Genomic DNA, 18,679 nt, shown 5'->3' on the forward strand with positions numbered 1-18,679 from the left:
GTTCATCGTGATCGGTGCGCCGCGGCAAGCGGCCCACTACTCAAGTCTCTACCGGCGCCCGGTCAGGCGCCCGGCGTTTTCCAGGTGGGCGGTCAGCCGCTCCTGGATCCGCACGGTGGCGTCGTCCATCGCCGTACGCGTACGGCGCCCGCTCCCGTCGCCCGCCGTGAAGGCGTCGCCGAAGACGACGTCCACGCGCCCGCGCAGCGGGGGCAGCGCCGGTATCAGCCGGCCGCGGCGGTCCGTGGAGCCCAGGACCGCGACCGGCACGATCGGCGCCCCGGACCGTACGGCGAAGTACGCCAGCCCGGCGCGCAGGGAGGCGAAGTCGCCCTCGCCCCTGCTGCCCTCCGGGAAGATGCCCAGCACCCCGCCGTCCCGGAGCACGGCGAGCGCGTCCGTCACCGCGGCGCGGTCGGTGGTCTCGCGGTCCACCTTCAGCTGTCCGATCCCCTTCAGGAACGGATCGAGCGGCCCGATGAACGCTTCCTTCTTGATCAGGAAGTGCACCGGCCGGGGCGCGGTGCCCATCAGCATCGGACCGTCGATGTTGTGCGCGTGGTTCACCGCCAGTATGACGGGCCCGCTCGCCGGCACCCGCCACGCGCCCAGCACCCGGGGCTTCCACAGGCCGTACATCAGCCCGATGCCGATACCGCGCCCGACCGCCGCGCCCCGTGGCGAGGGCGCGGCGCTCTTCGTGGCTCCGCTCACGCCGCCGCCCGCTTCTCCTCGACCAGGGTCACGACGCACTCGATGACCTGCTGGAGCGTGAGTTCGGTGGTGTCCACCTCGACCGCGTCACCGGCCTTGGCGAGCGGGGACGTCTTACGGCCGGAGTCGGCCGCGTCCCGCTTGATCAGGGCTTCCCTGGTGGCGGCGAGACCGGCCGCGTCCTTGCCGGTCAGCTCGCCGCTGCGGCGCGCGGCCCGGGCCTCCGGGGAGGCGGTGAGGAAGATCTTGAGGTCGGCGTCCGGCAGCACGGTCGTCCCGATGTCGCGGCCCTCGACGACGATGCCGCGCTCGGCCGCCGCCGCGATGGACCGCTGTAGTTCTGTGACGAGGGTCCGTACCTCGGGTACGGCGCTGACCGCGCTCACCCGGGAGGTGACCTCCTGCGTACGGATGGGGCCCGAGGCGTCCGCGCCGTCCACGGTGATCGTGGGGTGCGCCGGGTCGGTGCCGGAGACCAGGACGGGCTTGGCCGCGGCGGTGGCCACGGCGGCGGCGTCGGTCACGTCGATCCCGTTGGTGATCATCCACCAGGTCATCGCGCGGTACTGCGCGCCGGTGTCCAGGTAGCTCAGCCCGAGCTGGGCGGCCACCGCCTTGGAGGTGCTCGACTTGCCCGTACCGGAGGGCCCGTCGATGGCGACGACGACGGCGGCCGGGGCGGTCCGGGCGGGGGTTGCTCCGTTTTCCACGGGGGGCGGACACCTTCCTGGTTCACGGGGTGGATGTGCGGGGACGCGCACACGCCCCCGCACAAGGTTACCGAGTACTCGGCCGCGCCCGTGCCGCCGGTCGTACCGCCTCTGCGGACCCGCTCTCCGCCCGCCCGGACAACAGCCGATCGGCCCGCCGGCTGCTCCCTCCCCCTACTGCCGGATCGACCACCCGCGCTCGCGCAGCGCCGCCGCCAGGACGGGGGCCGCGGCCGGATCCACCATGACCTGGACCAGGCCCGCCTGCTGCCCGGTCGCGTGCTCGATCCGTACGTCCTCGACGTTGACCCCGGCGCGGCCGGCGTCCGCGAAGATCCGGGCCAGCTCGCCCGGCTGGTCGCTGACGTGGACGGCCACGATCTCGTACGCCGCCGGAGCGGCGCCGTGCTTGCCCGGCACCCGCTCCCGGCCCGCGTTGCCGCGCCGCAGGACGTCCTCGATACCGGCCGCCCCGCCCTGCCGCTTCTCGTCGTCGGCGGACTGGAGCGCGCGCAGCGACTCGACGGTCTCGGCGAGGTCGGCGGCGATCCCGGACAGTACGTCGGCGACCGGACCCGGGTTCGCGGAGAGGATCTCGACCCACATCGCGGGGTCGGAGGCGGCGATACGGGTGACATCGCGGATGCCCTGCCCGCACAGCCGTACATCCGTCTCATCGGCCGTCTCCAGCCGGGCGGCGACCATCGAGGAGATCAGCTGGGGGGTGTGCGAGACGAGCGCGACGGCGCGGTCGTGCGCGTCGGCGTCCATGACCACCGGGACGGCGCGGCAGAGCGCGACCAGTTCCAGGGCCAGATTGAGCACCTCGGTGTCGGTGTCCCGGGTGGGGGTCAGCACCCAGGGCCGGCCGTCGAAGAGGTCGGCGCTCCCGGCCAGCGGCCCGGAGCGCTCCTTGCCGGCCATCGGGTGCGTACCGATGTACGCGCTCAGGTCGGCGCCCAGCGCGGCCAGTTCGCGCCGGGGGCCGCCCTTGACGCTCGCCACGTCGAGATAGCCGCGGGCGGCGCCGGCCCGCATCTCCGCGGCGAGGGTCGCGGCGACATGGGTGGGCGGTACGGCGACGACGGCCAGGTCGACGGGGCCGGCGGGCTCCTCGTCGGTGCCGGCGCCGAGCGCGGCGGCGGTCCGGGCCCGGGTGGGGTCGTGGTCGCGGAGATGGACGGTGACCCCGCGGCCCGCGAGGGCGAGCGCGACGGAGGTGCCGATCAGGCCCGTACCGATGACGAGGGCGGTTCTCACTGGGCGATGTCCTTGCGGAGGGCCGCCGCCGCGCCGAGGTAGACATGCGCGATCGCGGACTTGGGGCGGTCGGACTCGATATGGGCGAGGACGCGCACGACGCGCGGCAGGGCGCCGGTGATGTCCAGCTCCTGGGCGCAGATCAGCGGCACGTCGACGATACCGAGCCCGCGGGCCGCGGCGGCCGGGAAGTCGCTGTGCAGATCGGGGGTGGCGGTGAACCAGACGCTGATGAGGTCGTCGGCGGTGAGCGCGTTGCGCTCCAGGACCGCGGTGAGGAGTTCCCTGACCCGCTCGTCCATGTGCGCGGCCTCGTCCCGCTCCAGCTGGACTGCCCCACGGACCGCTCGTACCGCCACGACGTTCTCCTCAGTGATCGACTGCTCCGACCAGGGTAATCAGCCGCCGGGGCGGCCCGCGCGGCGACGGGGCGCCCGGGCCGTAGGCTCGCCCGCATGCGCATGACACCGGAGCCCATGACCCCCGAGGCGCTCGTCCGCGACCACACCGTCTACGCGTGCGTGATGGGCTCGCGCGCCTTCGGTCTCGCGACGGCGGACAGCGACACCGACCGGCGCGGGGTCTTCCTGGCGCCGACCCCGCTGTTCTGGCGCTTCGAGAAGCCGCCGACCCATGTGGAGGGCCCGGCCGAGGAGCAGTTCTCCTGGGAGCTGGAGCACTTCTGCTCGCTCGCCCTGCGCGCCAATCCGAATGTCCTGGAGTGCCTGCACTCCCCGCTCGTCGAGCACGTCGACGACACCGGCCGCGAACTCCTCGCGCTGCGCGACGCGTTCCTCTCCCGCGAGGCGCACCGCACCTTCGTACGGTACGCGGAGGGGCAGCGCCGGAAGCTGGCGGCGGACGTCCGGCAGCACGGCGCACCGCGCTGGAAGCACGCGATGCACCTGCTGCGGCTGCTCGTCTCCTGCCGCGATCTGCTCCGCACCGGCGAACTGGTCATCGACGCCGGCCCGGAGCGCGAACGGCTTCTCGCGGTGAAGCGCGGCGAGATCCCCTGGCCCGAGATCGAACGCCGCCTCACCACCCTCACCGCCGAGGCCGACACGGCAGCCCCCCACTCCCCACTCCCCCCTCCCCACCACCCCCGACCACGCCCGAGTGGAAGACTTCCTGCTCCGCACCCGCCGCGCGTCAGCCTTCGGCGCGCACCCGTACGACGAAGTCGTGCAGCGCGTCGAACCCGCTGGGGGTGGCCGGCAGCCCCGTGGCTGACCGCGCCTCCTCCAGCGTGGTGCGCAACGCCTCGACGTCCGCCGCCAGCGCTTCGCGGCCGGGCCCCTTCGCCGGACCGTGCTCGGCTTCCGCCTTCGCCGCGATCAGCTCCGGCAGATAGCCCGGCGCGGACACCTCCCCGAGCAGCGTGGGCAGGTGCGCCTGTATCCCGCCGCCACGCATCAGGTGGATGCCCGTGAGCAGCGCGCGGAAGGTGTACAGGAGCGGCTTGAGTTCGCCGGTCCGGTCGAACAGCCGCCATTGGGTCTGCGCGAAACCCAGGTAGTGGTGGGCATGGTGGCTCGTCAGCACGCCGGGCGCCAGCGCCATCAGCTCCCGGTGCGCGTCGCCCGTACGGACGGCCAACGGGGAGAGGAGCTGCTCCAGTACGTACCCGTTGCGCCGCAGCATGAGCCGCGCGAACTTGCGCAGATCGTGCGTGACGAGATCCAGCTCCACCCCGTCCCGGTGCCACATCCGGGACCGGGTCTCGGCGGGCTCCCGCAGTCCGGTCAGGGCGGCGACCGGCAGGAGATGGACGCCTCGGAGATCCACGTCGGAGTCCTTGGACGGGAAGCCGTACAGATGCGCCCCCGACACCGTGGCGAACAGCAGCGGATCGGTCTCGTCCGCGAGGACCGGGGCGAGGTCGGTGACCGGCAGTCCGGCGTCCTGGAGACGGGTCATGGCCGTGGTCCGCATCGCTCAGGAGTCCCAGAGGGCGCCGAGTGACAGCAGGTCGCTGCGGTATTCGATGCGGTCGGTCCACTCCCGGGGCCAGGCGTTCGTGCCCAGGTGGGCGCCGGCGAAGGCGCCGGTGAGGCAGGCGAGGGAGTCGGAGTCGCCGCGGGTGCAGGCGGCGCGGCGCAGGGCGGTGAGGGGCTCGGTGGGGAAGAGCAGGAAGCAGAGCAGGCCGGTGGCGAACGCCTCCTCGGCGATCCAGCCGTCGCCGGTCACCAGGCAGGGGTCGGTCTCCGGCGAGGGGGTGCGCAGGGCCTCCTGGAGGCGGTCGAGGATCGCGATGCACTCGTCCCAGCCGCGCGAGATGTACGCCTCGGGCGTCGCGTCGTGGGACCGGGTCCACAGGTCGCCGAGCCAGCGCCGCCGGTAGTGCTCCCGGTGTTCGTACGCGTAGCTGCGCAACTGGCCGACCAGCAGCGGCGGTTCGCCACCGTGCGCGAGCAGGTAGACCGCGCGCGCCGTGAGGTCGGAGGCGGCCAGCGCGGTCGGGTGGCCATGGGTCAGCGCCGCCTGGAACTGCGCGGCGCCGGCCCGCTGTTCGTCGCTCAGGCCGGGTACGAGCCCGATCGGCGCGACCCGCATGTTGGCGCCGCAGCCCTTGGACCCCATCTGGCTGGCCTGCTGCCAGGGCCGTTCGCTGTCGAGCAGCCGGCACGCCGTCAGACAGGTGTTGCCGGGCGCACGGTTGTTCTCCGGCGAGTGGTACCAGGCGACGAACTCGTCGCGCACCGGCTGCTCCAGCCGCAGCGGACCGAGCACGCCCCGGTCCATGGCCGTCCTGATGCCCCGCGCGAAGGCCAGCGTCATCTGGGTGTCGTCCGTGACGAACGCCGGGTCCGGCAGGGCCATCTCGCGCCACGGCCCGAACTTCGCGAGAATCGAGGGCACATCGTTGAACTCGGTCGGGAAGCCGAGGGCGTCGCCGAGCGCGAGCCCGGTCAGCGCGCCCGTGGCGGCCTGTTTGGTGAGGGTCCTCGCGATGATCATGCGGTCCGTCCTTCCGGTCGTTCCGGTCGCAGAAGAGGTGGATGCAGTTGGGTGGCGGGCCCGGCGCGGTAGAGCGTGGCCGGCTTCCCGCGTCCGCCGGTGCGGCGCGGCGGTCCTTCCAGCGCCTGGACGAAGCCGGGCGTCGTGAGGACCTTGCGCCGGAAGTTGGGGCTGTCGAGCGGCACGCCCCAGACCGTCTCGTACACCTGCCGCAGCTCGCCGAGTGTGAACACCGGCGGGCAGAAGGCGGTGGCGAGACAGGTGTACTCCAGCCGCGCGCCGATCCGGTCGCACGCGTCGGCGAGGATCCGGCCGTGGTCGAAGGCGAGCGGCCCGCGGCCCGCGTACTCCGTCCACCGCGCCGCCGCCGCGTCCCCGCCGCCGCGCGGCTCCGGCAGATCCGGTACGAGCGCGGCGTACGCGACCGACACGACCCGCATCCGGGGGTCGCGGTCCGGATCGCTGTAGGTACGCAGCTGCTCCAGGTGGAGCGCGCCCGCCGTCGCCTCCGACAGCCCGGTCTCCTCGGCGAGTTCGCGCCGGGCGGCCTGCCCGGCGGACTCCTCGGGCCGTACGAAGCCACCGGGCAGCGCCCAGTCGCCCCGGTACGGGTCCTCGCCGCGCTCGACGAGCAGGACATGCAGCCGGTTCTCGCGGACGGTGAAGACCGCGAGGTCGACGGTGACCGCGAACGGCTCGAAGGCGGCGGGATCGTACCCCTCGGGGACCCGTGGCCCCCGTCCGGCGTCGGTGACGCTCACCCACCCACCCCCTTAATAGTCATACTGACTATAAACAGGAACGGGCCCGCCGGACAAGGGAGAAGCCCGCGGCCACCGGGCCGCGGGCTTCTTCTCGGTACGAACGCGCAGAGGCCGGCCTACCGGCGCCTGCCGGTGCTTACAGGCCGACTTCCTTCATCAGCATGCCGACCTCCGTGTTGGTGAGGCGGCGCAGCCAGCCCGACTTCTGGTCGCCCAGCGGGATCGGACCGAACGACGTACGCACGAGCCGGTCGACCGGGAAGCCCGCCTCGGCCAGCATGCGGCGGACGATGTGCTTGCGGCCCTCGTGCAGGGTGACCTCGACGAGGTAGTTCTTGCCGGTGTTCTCCACCACGCGGAAGTGGTCGGCCTTCGCGTAGCCGTCCTCCAGCTGGATACCGTCCTTGAGGCGCTTGCCCAGGTCGCGCGGGAGGGGCCCCTGGATGGCGGCGAGATAGATCTTCTTCACGCCGTACTTGGGGTGGGTCAGCCGGTGGGCCAGCTCGCCGTGGTTGGTGAGCAGGATGATGCCCTCGGTCTCCGTGTCGAGCCGGCCGACATGGAAGAGCCGGGTCTCGCGGTTGGTGACGTAGTCGCCCAGGTTCTGACGGCCGTCGGGGTCGCCCATCGTGGAGACGACACCGGCCGGCTTGTTCAGCGCGAAGAAGAGGTGCGACTGGGTGGCGACGGTCAGTCCGTCGACCTTGATCTCGTCCCGGTCCGGGTCGACCCGCATGCCCTGTTCAAGGACGATCTCGCCGTTGACCTCGACGCGCGACTGCTCGATCAGCTCCTCGCAGGCCCGCCGCGAGCCCATGCCGGCGCGGGCGAGGATCTTCTGAAGGCGCTCGCCCTCCTGCTCGGCGCCCGGGTTGGTACGGGGCGTCTTGACCGACGGCCGCTCCGAGTAACGGTCCCGGTTGCGCTGCTCGATCTTGGCGTCCAGCTCGCGCGGCCGGGCCGAGGCGCCGCGGCGCGGGCCGCCCCGGGGGCCGCCACCGCTCTGCGAGGGCTTCGGACCGCCCTTGGCACCGCCGCGGGCCGCCGCGCCGCGCGCGCCGCCGCCGACGCGGTTGCCGCCGGGCGCGCCGGACGCGGTGGAGCCGCCGGTCGGGCCGTCCGAGCGGCCGACATCGTAACGACGCTCCTCAGGACGCGGACGGGACGGACGCTTCGGCTCGCCGTCGCGCCCGGCACCGGCCGCCGCGCCGCGGGAACCCGCGCCGGAAGCACCCCGGCCGTCGCCCGCGCCCCAGCTGCCGCCGCCCGCGCCCCGGCCACCGCCGCCACCGGCGCCCCGGCCACCGGCTCCGGCACCACGCCCGCCGGCTCCGGCACCACGCCCGCCGGCTCCGGCTCCGGCACCCCGGCCGCCCGCCGCGCCCCGGCCGCCGCCGGCTCCGCCGCGGCCACCGCCCGTGGCTCCCCGGCCGCCCCCGGACGCGCCGCGGCCGCCGGCTCCGGCACCCCGGCCGTCCCGGCCGCCGCCCCCGCTTCCGCCGCCGCTCCGGTTGCCGCTGCCGCTGTTCCTGTCGTTGCTTCGCATCAAAGTTCCGTCTTGTCGTCTGCGTGGGTTTCCGGCGCGTACGGTGCGTCCGGATCGAACGACGGAACGCCTTCCTGGCTCTCGGCCTCGACCGCGTCCGCCTCGGGGAGGAAGGGAGCGAGCTGAGGCAGCTCGTCCAGGCCCCGCAGGCCCATCCGCTCCAAAAAGTAGTTCGTCGTCCTGTACAGGATCGCACCTGTTTCGGGTTCCGTTCCCGCTTCCGCGACGAGCCCGCGCTGGAGCAGGGTCCGCATGACCCCGTCACAGTTGACTCCGCGCACCGCGGAGACCCGTGACCGGCTCACCGGCTGGCGGTACGCGACGACCGCGAGGGTCTCCAGCGCCGCCTGCGTCAGCCGGGCCTGCTGGCCGTCGAGCACGAAGCTCTCGACCGCGTCCGCGTACGCGGCCCGGCTGTAGAGGCGCCAGCCGCCCGCGACCGCCCGCAGCTCGAATCCGCGGCCCTGGACGGTGTACTCGTCGGCCAGTTCGCGCAGCGCGTCGGCGACGGCCCGCCGCGGGCGGTCGAGGACCCGGGCGAGGTGCTCCTCGGTGGCGGGCTCGTCGACGACCATGAGGACGGCTTCGAGGGCGGGCTTGAGGGGCAGCGGCTCGACCGCGTCGTCGGGGTCCCCGTCCGTCCCTGGTGTTCCGTGCCGCTCACCGCTCACGCCCTCACTCCGTTCGTCTCTCGTCCGGACCTGCCTTATCGGCTCCGTCAGCCCTGTCGGCTCTGTCGAACTCGTCCGTCACGACCGCCACGGCGTCCGTGTCCCCGCCCGTCCAGCGGACCGTCAGCGGGCCGAGGGCCTCCTCCTGGTCCAGCGCCACGGCCCGCTCCCGGTACAGCTCCAGCAGCGCGAGAAAGCGGGCCACGACGGTCAGGGTGTCGGGGGCGTCCTCGGTGAGCGCCTGGAAGCTGGCCCCGCCCGACTCCCGCAGCCGGGCCACGACGAGCGCCGCCTGTTCCCGTACGGAGACCAGGGGCGCGTGGATGTGGTCCACGTACACCTGCGGCTCCGGCCGGACGCGGGCCGCCCGCGCCGCGAGCCGGGCCAGCCCCTCGCCGCCGATCCGGATCACGACCTCGGGGAGCAGCTCGGCGTGGTGCGGTTCGAGTCCGACGGTACGGGGATGACGCCGGGCCTCCGCCCCGAGGCGCGCGCCGAAGATCTCCGCGACGCGTTTGTACGCGCGGTACTGGAGCAGCCGCGCGAAGAGCAGGTCGCGCGCTTCGAGGAGGGCGAGGTCCGCCTCGTCCTCGACCTGGGCGGTGGGCAGCAGCCGGGCCGCCTTGAGGTCCAGCAGGGTCGCCGCGACGACGAGGAACTCGGTGGTCCGGTCGAGGTCCCAGTCGGGGCCCATGGCGCGCAGATGGGCCATGAACTCGTCGGTGACCGTGGAGAGCGCGACCTCGGTCACATCCATCTTGTGCTTCGAGATGAGCTGGAGCAGCAGATCGAAGGGGCCTTCGAAGTTCGCGAGCCGGACGGTGAAACGGCCGTCGTCCGGAACGGTTTCGGCGGCGGGCTCGGGCGCCGCCTCGGGCACGGACCCGACAGCCGTCTCCGCCGCCACCTCCCCCGCACCCCCCGCCGCCCCGCGCCCCAGCGCCCGGCGGCGGGGCGGACGGGCGGCGGCGGGCGGCGGGGTCATCACGGTGGGACGGTCCTGAGGACGGGGCGGGACGGAGCGAGGACGGCGCCACGCCGCGGAAGCGAAGCGCGGGGCCGCGGGCGGCCGGTACGACGGCCCGCCCGCGCCAGGCTACCGTCAGCGCCCGCGCAGCCGCCGTACGAGAATGCTCGCGTCGCCGCGCGATTCGAGGTCGGCGAGGACCACGGCGACGGCCTCACGGACGATGCGCCCGCGGTCCACCGCGAGACCGTGCTCACCGCGCAGCACCAGCCGCGCGTGTTCGAGGTCCATCAGCTCCTCGGCCGAGACATAGACCGTGATCTTCTCGTCGTGCCGTTCGCGCCCGCTGGGACGGCGGTTCGCCCCGCGCCCCCGGCGACGCTGCTGGCCGCCCTGCTGCTCCCGCTGGCCGCCCTGCGGTCCGCCGCCCATCTGCGGCTGGCCCATGGCTCCCGGCCCGCCGGACTCCGGCGGCCGGCGCCCCTTCACCGCGGCGGCGGCCTGCTCGGCGTCGGCCGTACGACTGCGCGAGGACTCCCCGGAGTTCGGCTCCGTGGCGGAGTGCTGCTCCGCCGGGCCGCCCTGGCCCGCGCCGCCCTGCTGGGGCTCGCCGGCCGGGTCGCTCTCCCCGGCCGGGCCGGGCACCCGCGGCTCGCCGCCCGCGGTCCGCCGCTGCCCGGCGGACGAGGCGGGCGTCAGCGCCATGCCACCGGTCGTACGGAACAGTTCGTCGGCGCCGGGCAGACTCACTCGGCGTGACACCGGGCGAGCACCTCCCTGGCGAGCTGGCGGTAGGCGGCGGCGCCGACGGAGTTCGAGGCGTACGTGGTGATGGGCTCACCGGCGACGGTGGTCTCCGGGAAGCGCACGGTCCGCCCGATCACGGTGTGGTAGACGTGATCGTCGAACGCCTCGACCACACGGGCGAGGACCTCGCGGCTGTGCACCGTACGGGAGTCGTACATGGTGGCGAGGATGCCGTCCAGTTCCAGCTCGGGGTTGAGCCGCTCCTGGACCTTCTCGATGGTCTCGGTGAGCAGGGCCACCCCGCGCAGCGCGAAGAACTCGCACTCCAGCGGCACGATCACCTTGTGCGCGGCGGTCAGCGCGTTCACGGTCAGCAGACCGAGCGAGGGCTGACAGTCGATCACGATGTAGTCGTAGTCCGGGAGGAGCGGCTTCAGGGCGCGCTGGAGCGTGGACTCCCGCGCGACCTCGCTGACGAGCTGCACCTCGGCGGCCGAGAGGTCGATATTGCTCGGCAGCAGGTCCATGTTGGGCACGGCGGTCTTCAGGAGGACCTCGTCGGCCGCCATGCCCCGCTCCATGAGCAGGTTGTAGACGGTGAGGTCCAGCTCCATCGGGTTCACCCCGAGCCCGACGGACAGGGCGCCCTGCGGGTCGAAGTCGACGAGCAGCACGCGCCGGCCGTACTCCGCGAGCGCGGCACCCAGGTTGATGGTCGACGTGGTCTTGCCGACGCCGCCCTTCTGGTTGCACATCGCGATGATCTTCGCGGGGCCGTGGTCGGTGAGCGGGCCCGGGATCGGGAAGTACGGCAGGGGACGCCCGGTCGGGCCGATCCGCTCGCGGCGCTGGCGTGCGGCGTCGGGTGCGAGGGTGGCCGCGTACTCGGGGTCGGGCTCGTACTCGGCGTCAGGGTCGTAGAAGTGCCCCTCGGGCACTTCGCTGTAGTCGGCGAATGGGCTGGACTCTCGCCCGCCCTCGTTGCCGGCCATGGCGTTCACGTGTGGGCCGTCCATCATCTGGTGGGCTGTCGTCATGTGCTGGTGGGTGGCGAAGGTGCGGACCGCTACGGAGCCGACAGCCTCGAACCCGGACGACGGGTTCTGGCCCCTCACCGGCATCCCCGGTTGACCACCCCCGGGAGTAAATGTCGACTCATTCACAAGTCGTCTTACCTCCTTGGACGGGACCAGGAAACTTTATCGATAGGTCAGCGTGGCACCATGCCGACGGTTGGCGACTCTATGGCGTGTCACCGCTTCGCAGCAACACAATCCGCCGGACCCGGCCCGATGTGTCGGTAATGAAACACCCCCCTGTCAAGAGCGCACACGCCTCTCACCAAGGCACGGCCCGCATGTTTTCCGTGCCCATCAAACGGTTGAAAACGTTACGTTCGAGGCGTGTTGACCGGGGGTTCGCCCCGCGCCGGCATGGCATCGGCCGGATCTCCGTGTGCAAGATCCGGCCGTTGGCGCGATGTTGACGACGCGCGTTGACGCCTCAGCCCAGAAGTGTGCCCAATTCGGCGTGATCCAGCCCATGGGCTTCGGCGACCTCACGGTAAACCACCTGGCCATCATGGGTGTTGAGCCCCTTGGCCAGCGCCGGGTCCCGGCGCAGCGCCTCGGTCCAGCCGTGGTTCGCCAGCTCCAGGATGTACGGCAGCGTGGCGTTGGTCAGCGCGTAGGTGGAGGTGTGCGGTACGGCACCCGGCATGTTGGCCACGCAGTAGAAGACCGACTCGTGGACCCGGAAGGTCGGTTCGGCGTGCGTCGTGGGGCGCGAGTCCTCGAAGCAGCCGCCCTGATCAATCGCAATGTCGACAAGTACACTTCCGGGCTTCATCCGGGCCACCAGCTCGTTGGTGACGAGCTTCGGCGCCTTCGCGCCGGGGATCAGCACCGCCCCTATGACGAGGTCCGCCTCGACGACCGCCTTCTCCAGTTCGAAGGAGTTGGAGACGATCGTCCGCACCCGGGTGCCGAAGATCCGGTCGGCCTCGCGCAGCTTGCTGATGTCGCGGTCGAGCAGGGTGACCTGGAAGCCCATGCCGACGGCGATCTGGGTCGCGTTCCAGCCGGAGACCCCGGCGCCGATGACGACGGCGTGGCCCGGCGCCGTACCGGGGACGCCGCCCGGCAGGACACCGCGTCCGCCGGCCGACCGCATCAGGTGGTACGCGCCGACCTGCGGCGCCAGCCGCCCGGCGACCTCGGACATCGGGGCGAGCAGCGGCAGCGCGCGGTTCGCGGTCTCGACGGTCTCGTACGCGATGGCGGTGGTGCCCGATTCCAGCAGGGCGTCCGTGCAGGCGCGGGAGGCGGCGAGGTGCAGGTAGGTGAAGAGCGTCTGGTCCTTGCGCAGCCGGTGGTACTCCTCGGCGACCGGCTCCTTGACCTTGAGCAGCAGATCGGCGGCGGCCCAGACCTCGTCGGCGGTGGCCAGGATCCGCGCGCCGGCGGCCGTGTACTCCTCGTCCGTGATGGACGAGCCGGCGCCGGCGTCCCGCTCGATGACGACCTGATGGCCCTGGCGCACCAGCTCGTGCACGCCGGCGGGTGTGATGGCCACCCGGAACTCGTTGTTCTTGACCTCGCGGGGGATTCCGACCAGCACGGCGATCACGGTCCTTGACTCAGTGGGCATGACGCGATGGGCAAGCCCATACAGACCCGGGCGAACGCGGCACGCGTGACACACGGGAAGACACCGCGGAAGAATGCGGCAAAGCCAGTCTAATGAAGGACTTCCCGCTGTCTAGCCTTGCAAAGCATCAATCTTCGAGCGAAGTGCTACGGATTTCGTAGGTGTTTCCTTCCGTTTCCAGCAGTCGATCCGCCGCGGCCCGGTGCAGCCCGGCCGCGGTCGGGTCACCGAGCCGGTCCAGCGTGTCCGCCAGCCGGAGCTGAAGCGCGGCCTGGAGCCGTACGTCACCGGCCTGCCGCGCCCATTCGACGGCCTCCTGGCAGGTACGCAGCGACTCGTGCGGCCGGCCGGCGTACTCCTGCACCCGGGCGGCCTCGCTCAGCGCCCTGGCCTGGCCTTCGAGGTCCTGGAGCCGGCGGTACGCGGCGGCGGCGGCCCGCCAGTTGCGCAGCGCCTCGCCGTAGCGCCCGGCGTAGGTGTGGACGGTGCCGAGGCGGCCGTAGAGCCGGGCCTCGTCGGCCCGCTCGCCCCGGCTCAGCCGCTGGGAGAGCGCCCGCCCGTACCAGTCGGCGGCCCGCTGCCAGTCTCCGAGGTCCTGGTGGGCGCCGCCGACGGATTCCATCGCGCGGCCGGTCGCGTAGAGGTCCCCGGCGGTCCGTCCGGCGTCCAGCGCGGCGCGGTAGCGGGCGAGCGCGTCGTGCGTCCGGCCGGTCCGCGCGTCCAGGTCACCGATGTTCAGCAGCGCGGCGGCCTGCTCGCGGTACAGCTCGTGGCGCTCCGCGATGTCCAGGACGAGCTGGTGCAGCCCGTACAGCTCGGGCGCCGCCGCCTCGGTCCCCCGGTGCGCGGCGAGCGCCCTGACCAGCGCGGCGACCAGCCGGCGGGCCAGGGTGTCCAGTTCGCCGTCGGCGACCGCGAGCCGGGCCGAGGCCAGCAGGGCGGGCTGCCGGGAGGTCAGCCACGCGTGCGCCGCGGCGGCCCCCGGAAAGCGCAGCGCGCGCGGCAGTCCGGCCAGCCGGCGCCGGGCCGCGGACCCCTCGGGCTCGGTGACCGCGCGGCAGGACTGGAGCAGCCGTACGGTCCGCTCCAGCATCCGGGCGCGGGCGAGCTGCACCTCGGCGGGCCGGTCCTCCGCCGTCATGACGGTCCGCAGCAGCGGAACGAGGCAGCCCGGCACGACGTACTGGGCCTCGGCCGCCCGGGAGTCCGCGTCCCGGCGGTCCCAGACAGCGGCCACCACCCGGAAGTCCGCGCGGTGCAGCAGCCCCCGGGTGGTGAAGTCGTCCAGCGTGGCGCGGGCGGCCGACACCGAGCAGCCGGCCAGCGCGGAGGCGGTGTGCGCGTCGGCGAGCCCGGCCGGGGCGAGGGCGAGCAGACGCAGTATCCGCGCGGCGGGCGCGGGCAGGCTCTCGTACACCAGCCGGAAGGCGCGGGCCAGCGGGCGGCCCCCGACGGGCAGTTCGGTGTCCGGCGGCAGCGCGCGCAGCCGCTTGGCGGCGTCGGCGACCGAGGCGGTGGGCCGGGCGGCGAGCCAGCCGCCCGCGAGGGCGAGTGCGGCGGGCTGGCCGCCGCACTCCTCCGCGAGGGACTCGGCGGCCTGCGGATCGACGGTGATGCGGACGGATCCGGCGAAGCACGCGAGGAGTTCGATGGCGGCCTTGGGATCCATGCCGCCGAGAGTGCACGGGCGTACGTCGGGGATCCCGGTGAGCGGCCCCTGCGCGACGGCGACCACCAGACAGTCCGGGTTGTCGGGAACCAGCGGGTCGACCTGCCCGGCGTCGGCCGCGTCGTCGAGGAGCAGCAGGACCCGCCGGACACCGAGCGCCTCGCGGACCATCGCGGACAGCTCGTCCTCCCCCGCGCCCGGCGGGGTGCCGATGCCGAAGACGCCGAGGATCTCGCGGGCGGTCCGCTCGGTGGGCACGGGGTCGCCGTCGGACTCGGTCAGCCGCGTCCGGACGACCCCGTCCGGGTAGCGGTCGGCAAGTCCCCGGGCCAGCTGCCGGGCGAGCGCGGTACGTCCGGAGCCCGGCCGGCCGGCGATCAGCAGGACGCGGGCGCGGGGCTCCTTGCGGCCGGAGATGGTGTTGAGCCCGGCGTGTTCGATGTCGTCGTGCAGGGACTTCAGCTCGCGCTGCCGGCCGAAGAACCGCGCCTCGGGCCCGGGCGGGACGGCGGGCGCGGCGGAAGTGGCGGGCGCGGCGGCGACCGCCGGAGCGGGCCCCGGCGGGGGCGCGGCGGCGAGCACCGCGGCGGGACCCGGCCCCCCGCCGCCGATGATCGCGGTGCCGGTGACCGTGGCGGTGGCGCCCGCGACCGCCGCCGGACCGGGCACGGCCTCCAGCGCCTCCCGCGCCTCCGCGGCCCCCGGCTCCGGCGGTTCGGGCGCATCGACCGTCACCGTCGCCACCGCCGCTGACTCCACCGGCGCGCCGCCACCCTGTGTCACCTTTCCGGGTACGGGGACGGGTGCCGTCTCCCGTACCGGATCGCTCACCGGACCGCCGTCCGCGGCGGTCCCGGCGTCTTCCCGGACGTTCACCCGGGCCGTCCCTTTCGTCGGGGAACTCCCCGTCGGCGGCTTCCGTGCCGCCGCGGCCGGACGGCGCCGCCGCTTATTGGACGGCGCGTCAATGTCCGCCGTTTCCACGGCGGTTGAATCGAATTCAAGGGCTTCGCGCTGCCCCGTAGCCCGCGCGCGGCCGGAGCCGCTCACATCCACCGCCTGATCCGTCACGGGCCACGCTCCGTCCGCCTGCGCACGAGCCGAGCCCGGTGGGTCTCCGCCCGGGCGCTCCGAGCGTAGTTCACTCTCTGCGACGGAATGGAGAGCACGTGGCCGGTAGATCCCCCAATCGGATCAGCATTTCTTCCGATCAGAGGATTAGCCGGTATCAGCCTCCAGCGCGACGGTCGGTCTCAGGAGGCGAACGGACGCGCGGGCCACGGTGCGTCGGCCGGCCGCAGCGCCTCGACACCGTCCCCCGCCAGCGCGGCGGTCAGCGCGAGCACCCCCACCGCGAGGCAGTTGTTGTGCAGCTCCCCCGCGAGCACACCCCGGACCAGCTCCGGCAGCGCGACCCGGGCCAGCTCCATGTCGGCCTCCTCCTCGGAGACCTCGAAGCGCTCGCCGTCGGCCTCCGACAGCTCACGGGCGAGGAAGATCCGTACCGCCTCGTCACAGCCGCCCGGCGTCGTGTACACGTCGGTGAGCACCCGCCAGTCCTCGGCCTTGACGTGCGCCTCCTCGTACAGCTCGCGCTGCGCCGCGTGCAGCGGGTTCTCGCCCGGGACATCGAGCAGCCCGGCCGGGATCTCCCAGAGCTTCTGCCGTACGGGATGGCGGTACTGACGCAGTACGAGGACCCGGCCGGCGCCGTCGAGGGCGAGAATCGCCACCGAGCCGGGGTGGACCTGGTAGTCCCGGGTGACGGAGGTGCCGTCGGGCATGACCACTTCATCCGTACGGACACTGGTCTTGTTGCCGCGGAAGGGCGTCGTGGTCGCGACCACGCGCCACTCCTCGGGGGCGTCCTTGATCGTCATGAAAGCGTCCTCCCACAGTGGCGCACAAGCGGAAACCGGGGTGATGGTCCCTCGACCCGCACCCCGGCTCCCACCGTATCGCCTGCGGCGGCGCCCTATGCCGGGTCGGCCACCTGCGCGGACGCCGCCCGGAGGGCCGCGCTCTCCCGGCGCTCGACGGCGGCCTTCACCAGCCCCGCGAAGAGCGGATGCGGACGCGTGGGACGGGAGCGCAGCTCCGGGTGGGCCTGGGTGGCCACGAGATACGGGTGGGTGTCGCGCCCGTACTCGACGTACTCGACCAGCTTGTTGTCGGGGGACGTGCCCGAGAAGACCAGACCCGCCTTCTTCTCCAGCTCCGCGCGGTACGAGTTGTTGACCTCGTAGCGGTGGCGGTGGCGCTCCTCCACATACGGCTGGTCGTCGTAGACCTCGCGCACGATCGACCCCTCGGCGAGCTTCGCCGGGTAGAGCCCGAGCCGCATCGTGCCGCCGAGGTCACCGGCGCCCTCGACGTAGGCGAGCTGCTCCTCCATGGTGGAGATCACCGGGTGCGCGGTGCCCGAGTCGAACTCGGTGGAGTTGGCCTCGGAAATCCCGGCCAGACTGCGCGCCGCCTCGATGACGATGCACTGGAGGCCCAGGCAGATCCCCAGCAGCGGGACCTTGTTCTCGCGGGCGTAGCGGATGGCGGCGACCTTGCCGGACACCCCGCGCTCGCCGAAGCCGCCGGGGATCAGGATCCCGTCGACATCGCCCAGCTGCTTCGCGGCGCCCGCCGGTGTCTTGCAGTCGTCCGACGCGACCCACTTGACGGTGGTCCGCGCCTTGTTGGCGAAGCCGCCGGCCCGGATCGCCTCGGTCACCGAGAGATACGCGTCCGGCAGGTCGATGTACTTGCCGACCAGCGCGATGGTGACCTCGTGGTCGGGGTTGTGGACCCGGTCCAGCAGGTCGTCCCAGACCGTCCAGTCCACATCGCGGAACGGCAGGTCCAGCTTGCGGACGACATAGGCGTCCAGTCCCTCGGTGTGCAGCACCTTGGGGATGTCGTAGATCGACTTGGCGTCCACACAGGCCACCACGGCCGCCTCGTCGACATCGCACATCAGCGAGATCTTGCGCTTGATGGAGAGCGGCACATCACGGTCGGCGCGGAGCACGATCGCGTCCGGCTGGATACCGATGTTCCGCAGGGCCGCCACCGAGTGCTGGGTCGGCTTGGTCTTCAGCTCGCCGGACGGGCCGATGTACGGCAGCAGAGAGATGTGCACGACGAAGACGTTGTCGCGGCCCACCTCGTGCCGTACCTGCCGGACGGTCTCCAGGAACGGCAGCGACTCGATGTCACCGACCGTGCCGCCGACCTCCGTGATGACCACGTCGACGTCGTCGGTGGCCATCCGCCGGATGCGGTGCTTGATCTCGTTGGTGATGTGCGGGATGACCTGGACCGTGTCGCCCAGATACTCCCCGCGCCGCTCCTTGGCGATGACCTGCGAGTAGACCTGGCCGGTGGTGACATTGGCCGAGCCGTCGAGGTCCACGTCGAGGAAACGCTCGTAGTGGCCGATGTCCAGGTCGGTCTCGGCGCCGTCGTTGGTGACGAACACCTCACCGTGCTGGAACGGGTTCATCGTGCCGGGGTCGACGTTCAGATACGGGTCGAGCTTCTGCATGGTGACCCGCAGACCGCGCGCCTTGAGCAGCGCGCCCAGGCTGGAGGCCGTCAGGCCCTTGCCGAGGGAGGATGCGACCCCCCCGGTGACGAAGATGTGCTTGGTCGTCGAGGAAGTCGAGGATCGGTTCGGCATGGCCAAGAGGGGGCTCCCGTGGTCGCGGTCTGAGGTGCTTACCGGTGCTCGGGCCCGTTGAGGGCCACTGGTGCCGGTCGCTGCGGTTTCGGGGCCTCTCAGCTTCGCCAGGGAGTCCACCGGTCCACGGGCTACCAGGGTATCAGCGCCAGGGGGAGGCTCGATCCGGCCACGCGCCGCAACCGCTTTCCCCCGAGTCCCGCTATTTCCCCCCGTCACCCCGGGCCCCACTCGTCCGGCGTACCGATTCGCCGACCGATCTTGCCGGGAGCGTGACACGGAAGCGCTGCGTGCGTCGTATCCTGCTCAAACATTCGCTGCCGAGTGCGGCCGGCAAACGGCACCATC

16 protein-coding genes and 1 pseudogene are annotated in these 18,679 nt (G+C 72.8%); 1 reads left to right on the forward strand and 16 read right to left on the reverse strand.

Annotated features, from left to right (window positions below):
* Positions 1–48 precede the first annotated feature (48 nt).
* From DVK44_RS04820 to aroH, 4 genes are all read right to left on the reverse strand, one after another.
* Positions 49–753, reverse strand: coding sequence for a lysophospholipid acyltransferase family protein (locus tag DVK44_RS04820; protein ID WP_408055288.1), 705 nt, complete (start codon positions 751–753; stop codon positions 49–51).
* The gene (gene cmk / locus DVK44_RS04825) at positions 711–1,424 is read right to left on the reverse strand and encodes a (d)CMP kinase (protein WP_114658488.1); all 714 of its coding nucleotides are present in this window, start codon (positions 1,422–1,424) and stop codon (positions 711–713) included. Before cmk ends, DVK44_RS04820 begins: the two co-directional genes overlap by 43 nt.
* Positions 1,425–1,598: 174 nt before the next feature.
* Entirely contained in the window at positions 1,599–2,684 is a 1,086-nt protein-coding gene (locus DVK44_RS04830; RefSeq protein WP_114658489.1) for a prephenate dehydrogenase, read from the reverse strand.
* On the reverse strand, positions 2,681–3,043 hold the full coding sequence (aroH, locus tag DVK44_RS04835) for a chorismate mutase (RefSeq protein ID WP_114658490.1): 363 nt from the start codon (positions 3,041–3,043) through the stop codon (positions 2,681–2,683). The genes DVK44_RS04830 and aroH overlap by 4 nt, the downstream gene beginning before the upstream one ends.
* A 117-nt stretch (positions 3,044–3,160) precedes the next feature.
* On the opposite strand from aroH, the pseudogene DVK44_RS04840 reads away from it, so the two are divergent.
* Positions 3,161–3,917: pseudogene (locus tag DVK44_RS04840) on the forward strand (nucleotidyltransferase domain-containing protein).
* Here the strand turns inward: DVK44_RS04840 and DVK44_RS04845 are convergent.
* The 12 genes from DVK44_RS04845 to DVK44_RS04905 form a co-directional block, all read right to left on the reverse strand.
* On the reverse strand, positions 3,837–4,604 hold the full coding sequence (locus DVK44_RS04845) for a nucleotidyltransferase domain-containing protein (RefSeq protein ID WP_114664905.1): 768 nt from the start codon (positions 4,602–4,604) through the stop codon (positions 3,837–3,839). The pseudogene DVK44_RS04840 and the gene DVK44_RS04845 overlap by 81 nt on opposite strands.
* A gap of 18 nt (positions 4,605–4,622) precedes the next feature.
* Entirely contained in the window at positions 4,623–5,645 is a 1,023-nt protein-coding gene (locus tag DVK44_RS04850; RefSeq protein WP_162793663.1) for an ADP-ribosylglycohydrolase family protein, read from the reverse strand.
* A complete protein-coding gene (locus tag DVK44_RS04855; RefSeq protein WP_114658491.1) occupies positions 5,642–6,406 on the reverse strand; it encodes an NUDIX hydrolase in 765 nt (254 codons plus the stop codon). Before DVK44_RS04855 ends, DVK44_RS04850 begins: the two co-directional genes overlap by 4 nt.
* Before the next feature lie 139 nt (positions 6,407–6,545).
* Positions 6,546–7,955, reverse strand: a complete 1,410-nt coding sequence (locus tag DVK44_RS04860; protein ID WP_114658492.1) for a pseudouridine synthase — start codon at positions 7,953–7,955, stop codon at positions 6,546–6,548.
* Positions 7,955–8,626 carry an SMC-Scp complex subunit ScpB gene (gene scpB / locus DVK44_RS04865; RefSeq protein ID WP_408055289.1) on the reverse strand — a complete coding sequence of 224 codons (672 nt, stop codon included), beginning with the start codon at positions 8,624–8,626 and terminating at the stop codon, positions 7,955–7,957. Before scpB ends, DVK44_RS04860 begins: the two co-directional genes overlap by 1 nt.
* Positions 8,627–8,630: 4 nt before the next feature.
* Complete coding sequence (locus DVK44_RS04870; protein ID WP_114658493.1) at positions 8,631–9,611, reverse strand: segregation and condensation protein A; 981 nt, start codon at positions 9,609–9,611, stop codon at positions 8,631–8,633.
* 117 nt (positions 9,612–9,728) lie between these two features.
* Entirely contained in the window at positions 9,729–10,355 is a 627-nt protein-coding gene (locus DVK44_RS04875) for a hypothetical protein (protein ID WP_228446993.1), read from the reverse strand.
* Positions 10,340–11,461 (reverse strand): ParA family protein, encoded by a 1,122-nt coding sequence (locus tag DVK44_RS04880; protein WP_114658495.1) that lies wholly within the window; start codon positions 11,459–11,461, stop codon positions 10,340–10,342. The genes DVK44_RS04875 and DVK44_RS04880 overlap by 16 nt, the downstream gene beginning before the upstream one ends.
* Positions 11,462–11,843: 382 nt before the next feature.
* The gene (gene ald, locus DVK44_RS04885; protein WP_114664908.1) at positions 11,844–12,959 is read right to left on the reverse strand and encodes an alanine dehydrogenase; all 1,116 of its coding nucleotides are present in this window, start codon (positions 12,957–12,959) and stop codon (positions 11,844–11,846) included.
* A 157-nt stretch (positions 12,960–13,116) separates the two neighbouring features.
* Entirely contained in the window at positions 13,117–15,240 is a 2,124-nt protein-coding gene (locus DVK44_RS04890) for a tetratricopeptide repeat protein (protein WP_114658496.1), read from the reverse strand.
* A 671-nt stretch (positions 15,241–15,911) separates the two neighbouring features.
* Positions 15,912–16,538: an NUDIX domain-containing protein gene (locus tag DVK44_RS04900; RefSeq protein WP_114658497.1), complete on the reverse strand. Its 627-nt coding sequence runs from the start codon at positions 16,536–16,538 to the stop codon at positions 15,912–15,914.
* A gap of 95 nt (positions 16,539–16,633) precedes the next feature.
* Positions 16,634–18,331, reverse strand: coding sequence for a CTP synthase (locus DVK44_RS04905; RefSeq protein ID WP_114658498.1), 1,698 nt, complete (start codon positions 18,329–18,331; stop codon positions 16,634–16,636).
* Between the last annotated feature and the right edge of the window lie 348 nt (positions 18,332–18,679).

The organism is Streptomyces paludis (assembly GCF_003344965.1).
Classification (GTDB): Bacteria; Actinomycetota; Actinomycetes; order Streptomycetales; family Streptomycetaceae; genus Streptomyces; species Streptomyces paludis.

Bases quoted from the DNA above. Each gene is read 5' to 3' on its own strand.
- DVK44_RS04845 (WP_114664905.1), bottom strand. From the start codon at position 4,604: ATGACCCGTCTCCAGGACGCCGGACTGCCGGTCACCGACCTCGCCCCG.
- DVK44_RS04850 (WP_162793663.1), bottom strand. From the start codon at position 5,645: ATGATCATCGCGAGGACCCTCACCAAACAGGCCGCCACGGGCGCGCTG.
- DVK44_RS04900 (WP_114658497.1), bottom strand. From the start codon at position 16,538: ATGACGATCAAGGACGCCCCCGAGGAGTGGCGCGTGGTCGCGACCACG.
- DVK44_RS04860 (WP_114658492.1), bottom strand. From the start codon at position 7,955: ATGCGAAGCAACGACAGGAACAGCGGCAGCGGCAACCGGAGCGGCGGC.
- DVK44_RS04880 (WP_114658495.1), bottom strand. From the start codon at position 11,461: ATGCCGGTGAGGGGCCAGAACCCGTCGTCCGGGTTCGAGGCTGTCGGC.
- DVK44_RS04905 (WP_114658498.1), bottom strand. From the start codon at position 18,331: ATGCCGAACCGATCCTCGACTTCCTCGACGACCAAGCACATCTTCGTC.
- DVK44_RS04870 (WP_114658493.1), bottom strand. From the start codon at position 9,611: ATGACCCCGCCGCCCGCCGCCGCCCGTCCGCCCCGCCGCCGGGCGCTG.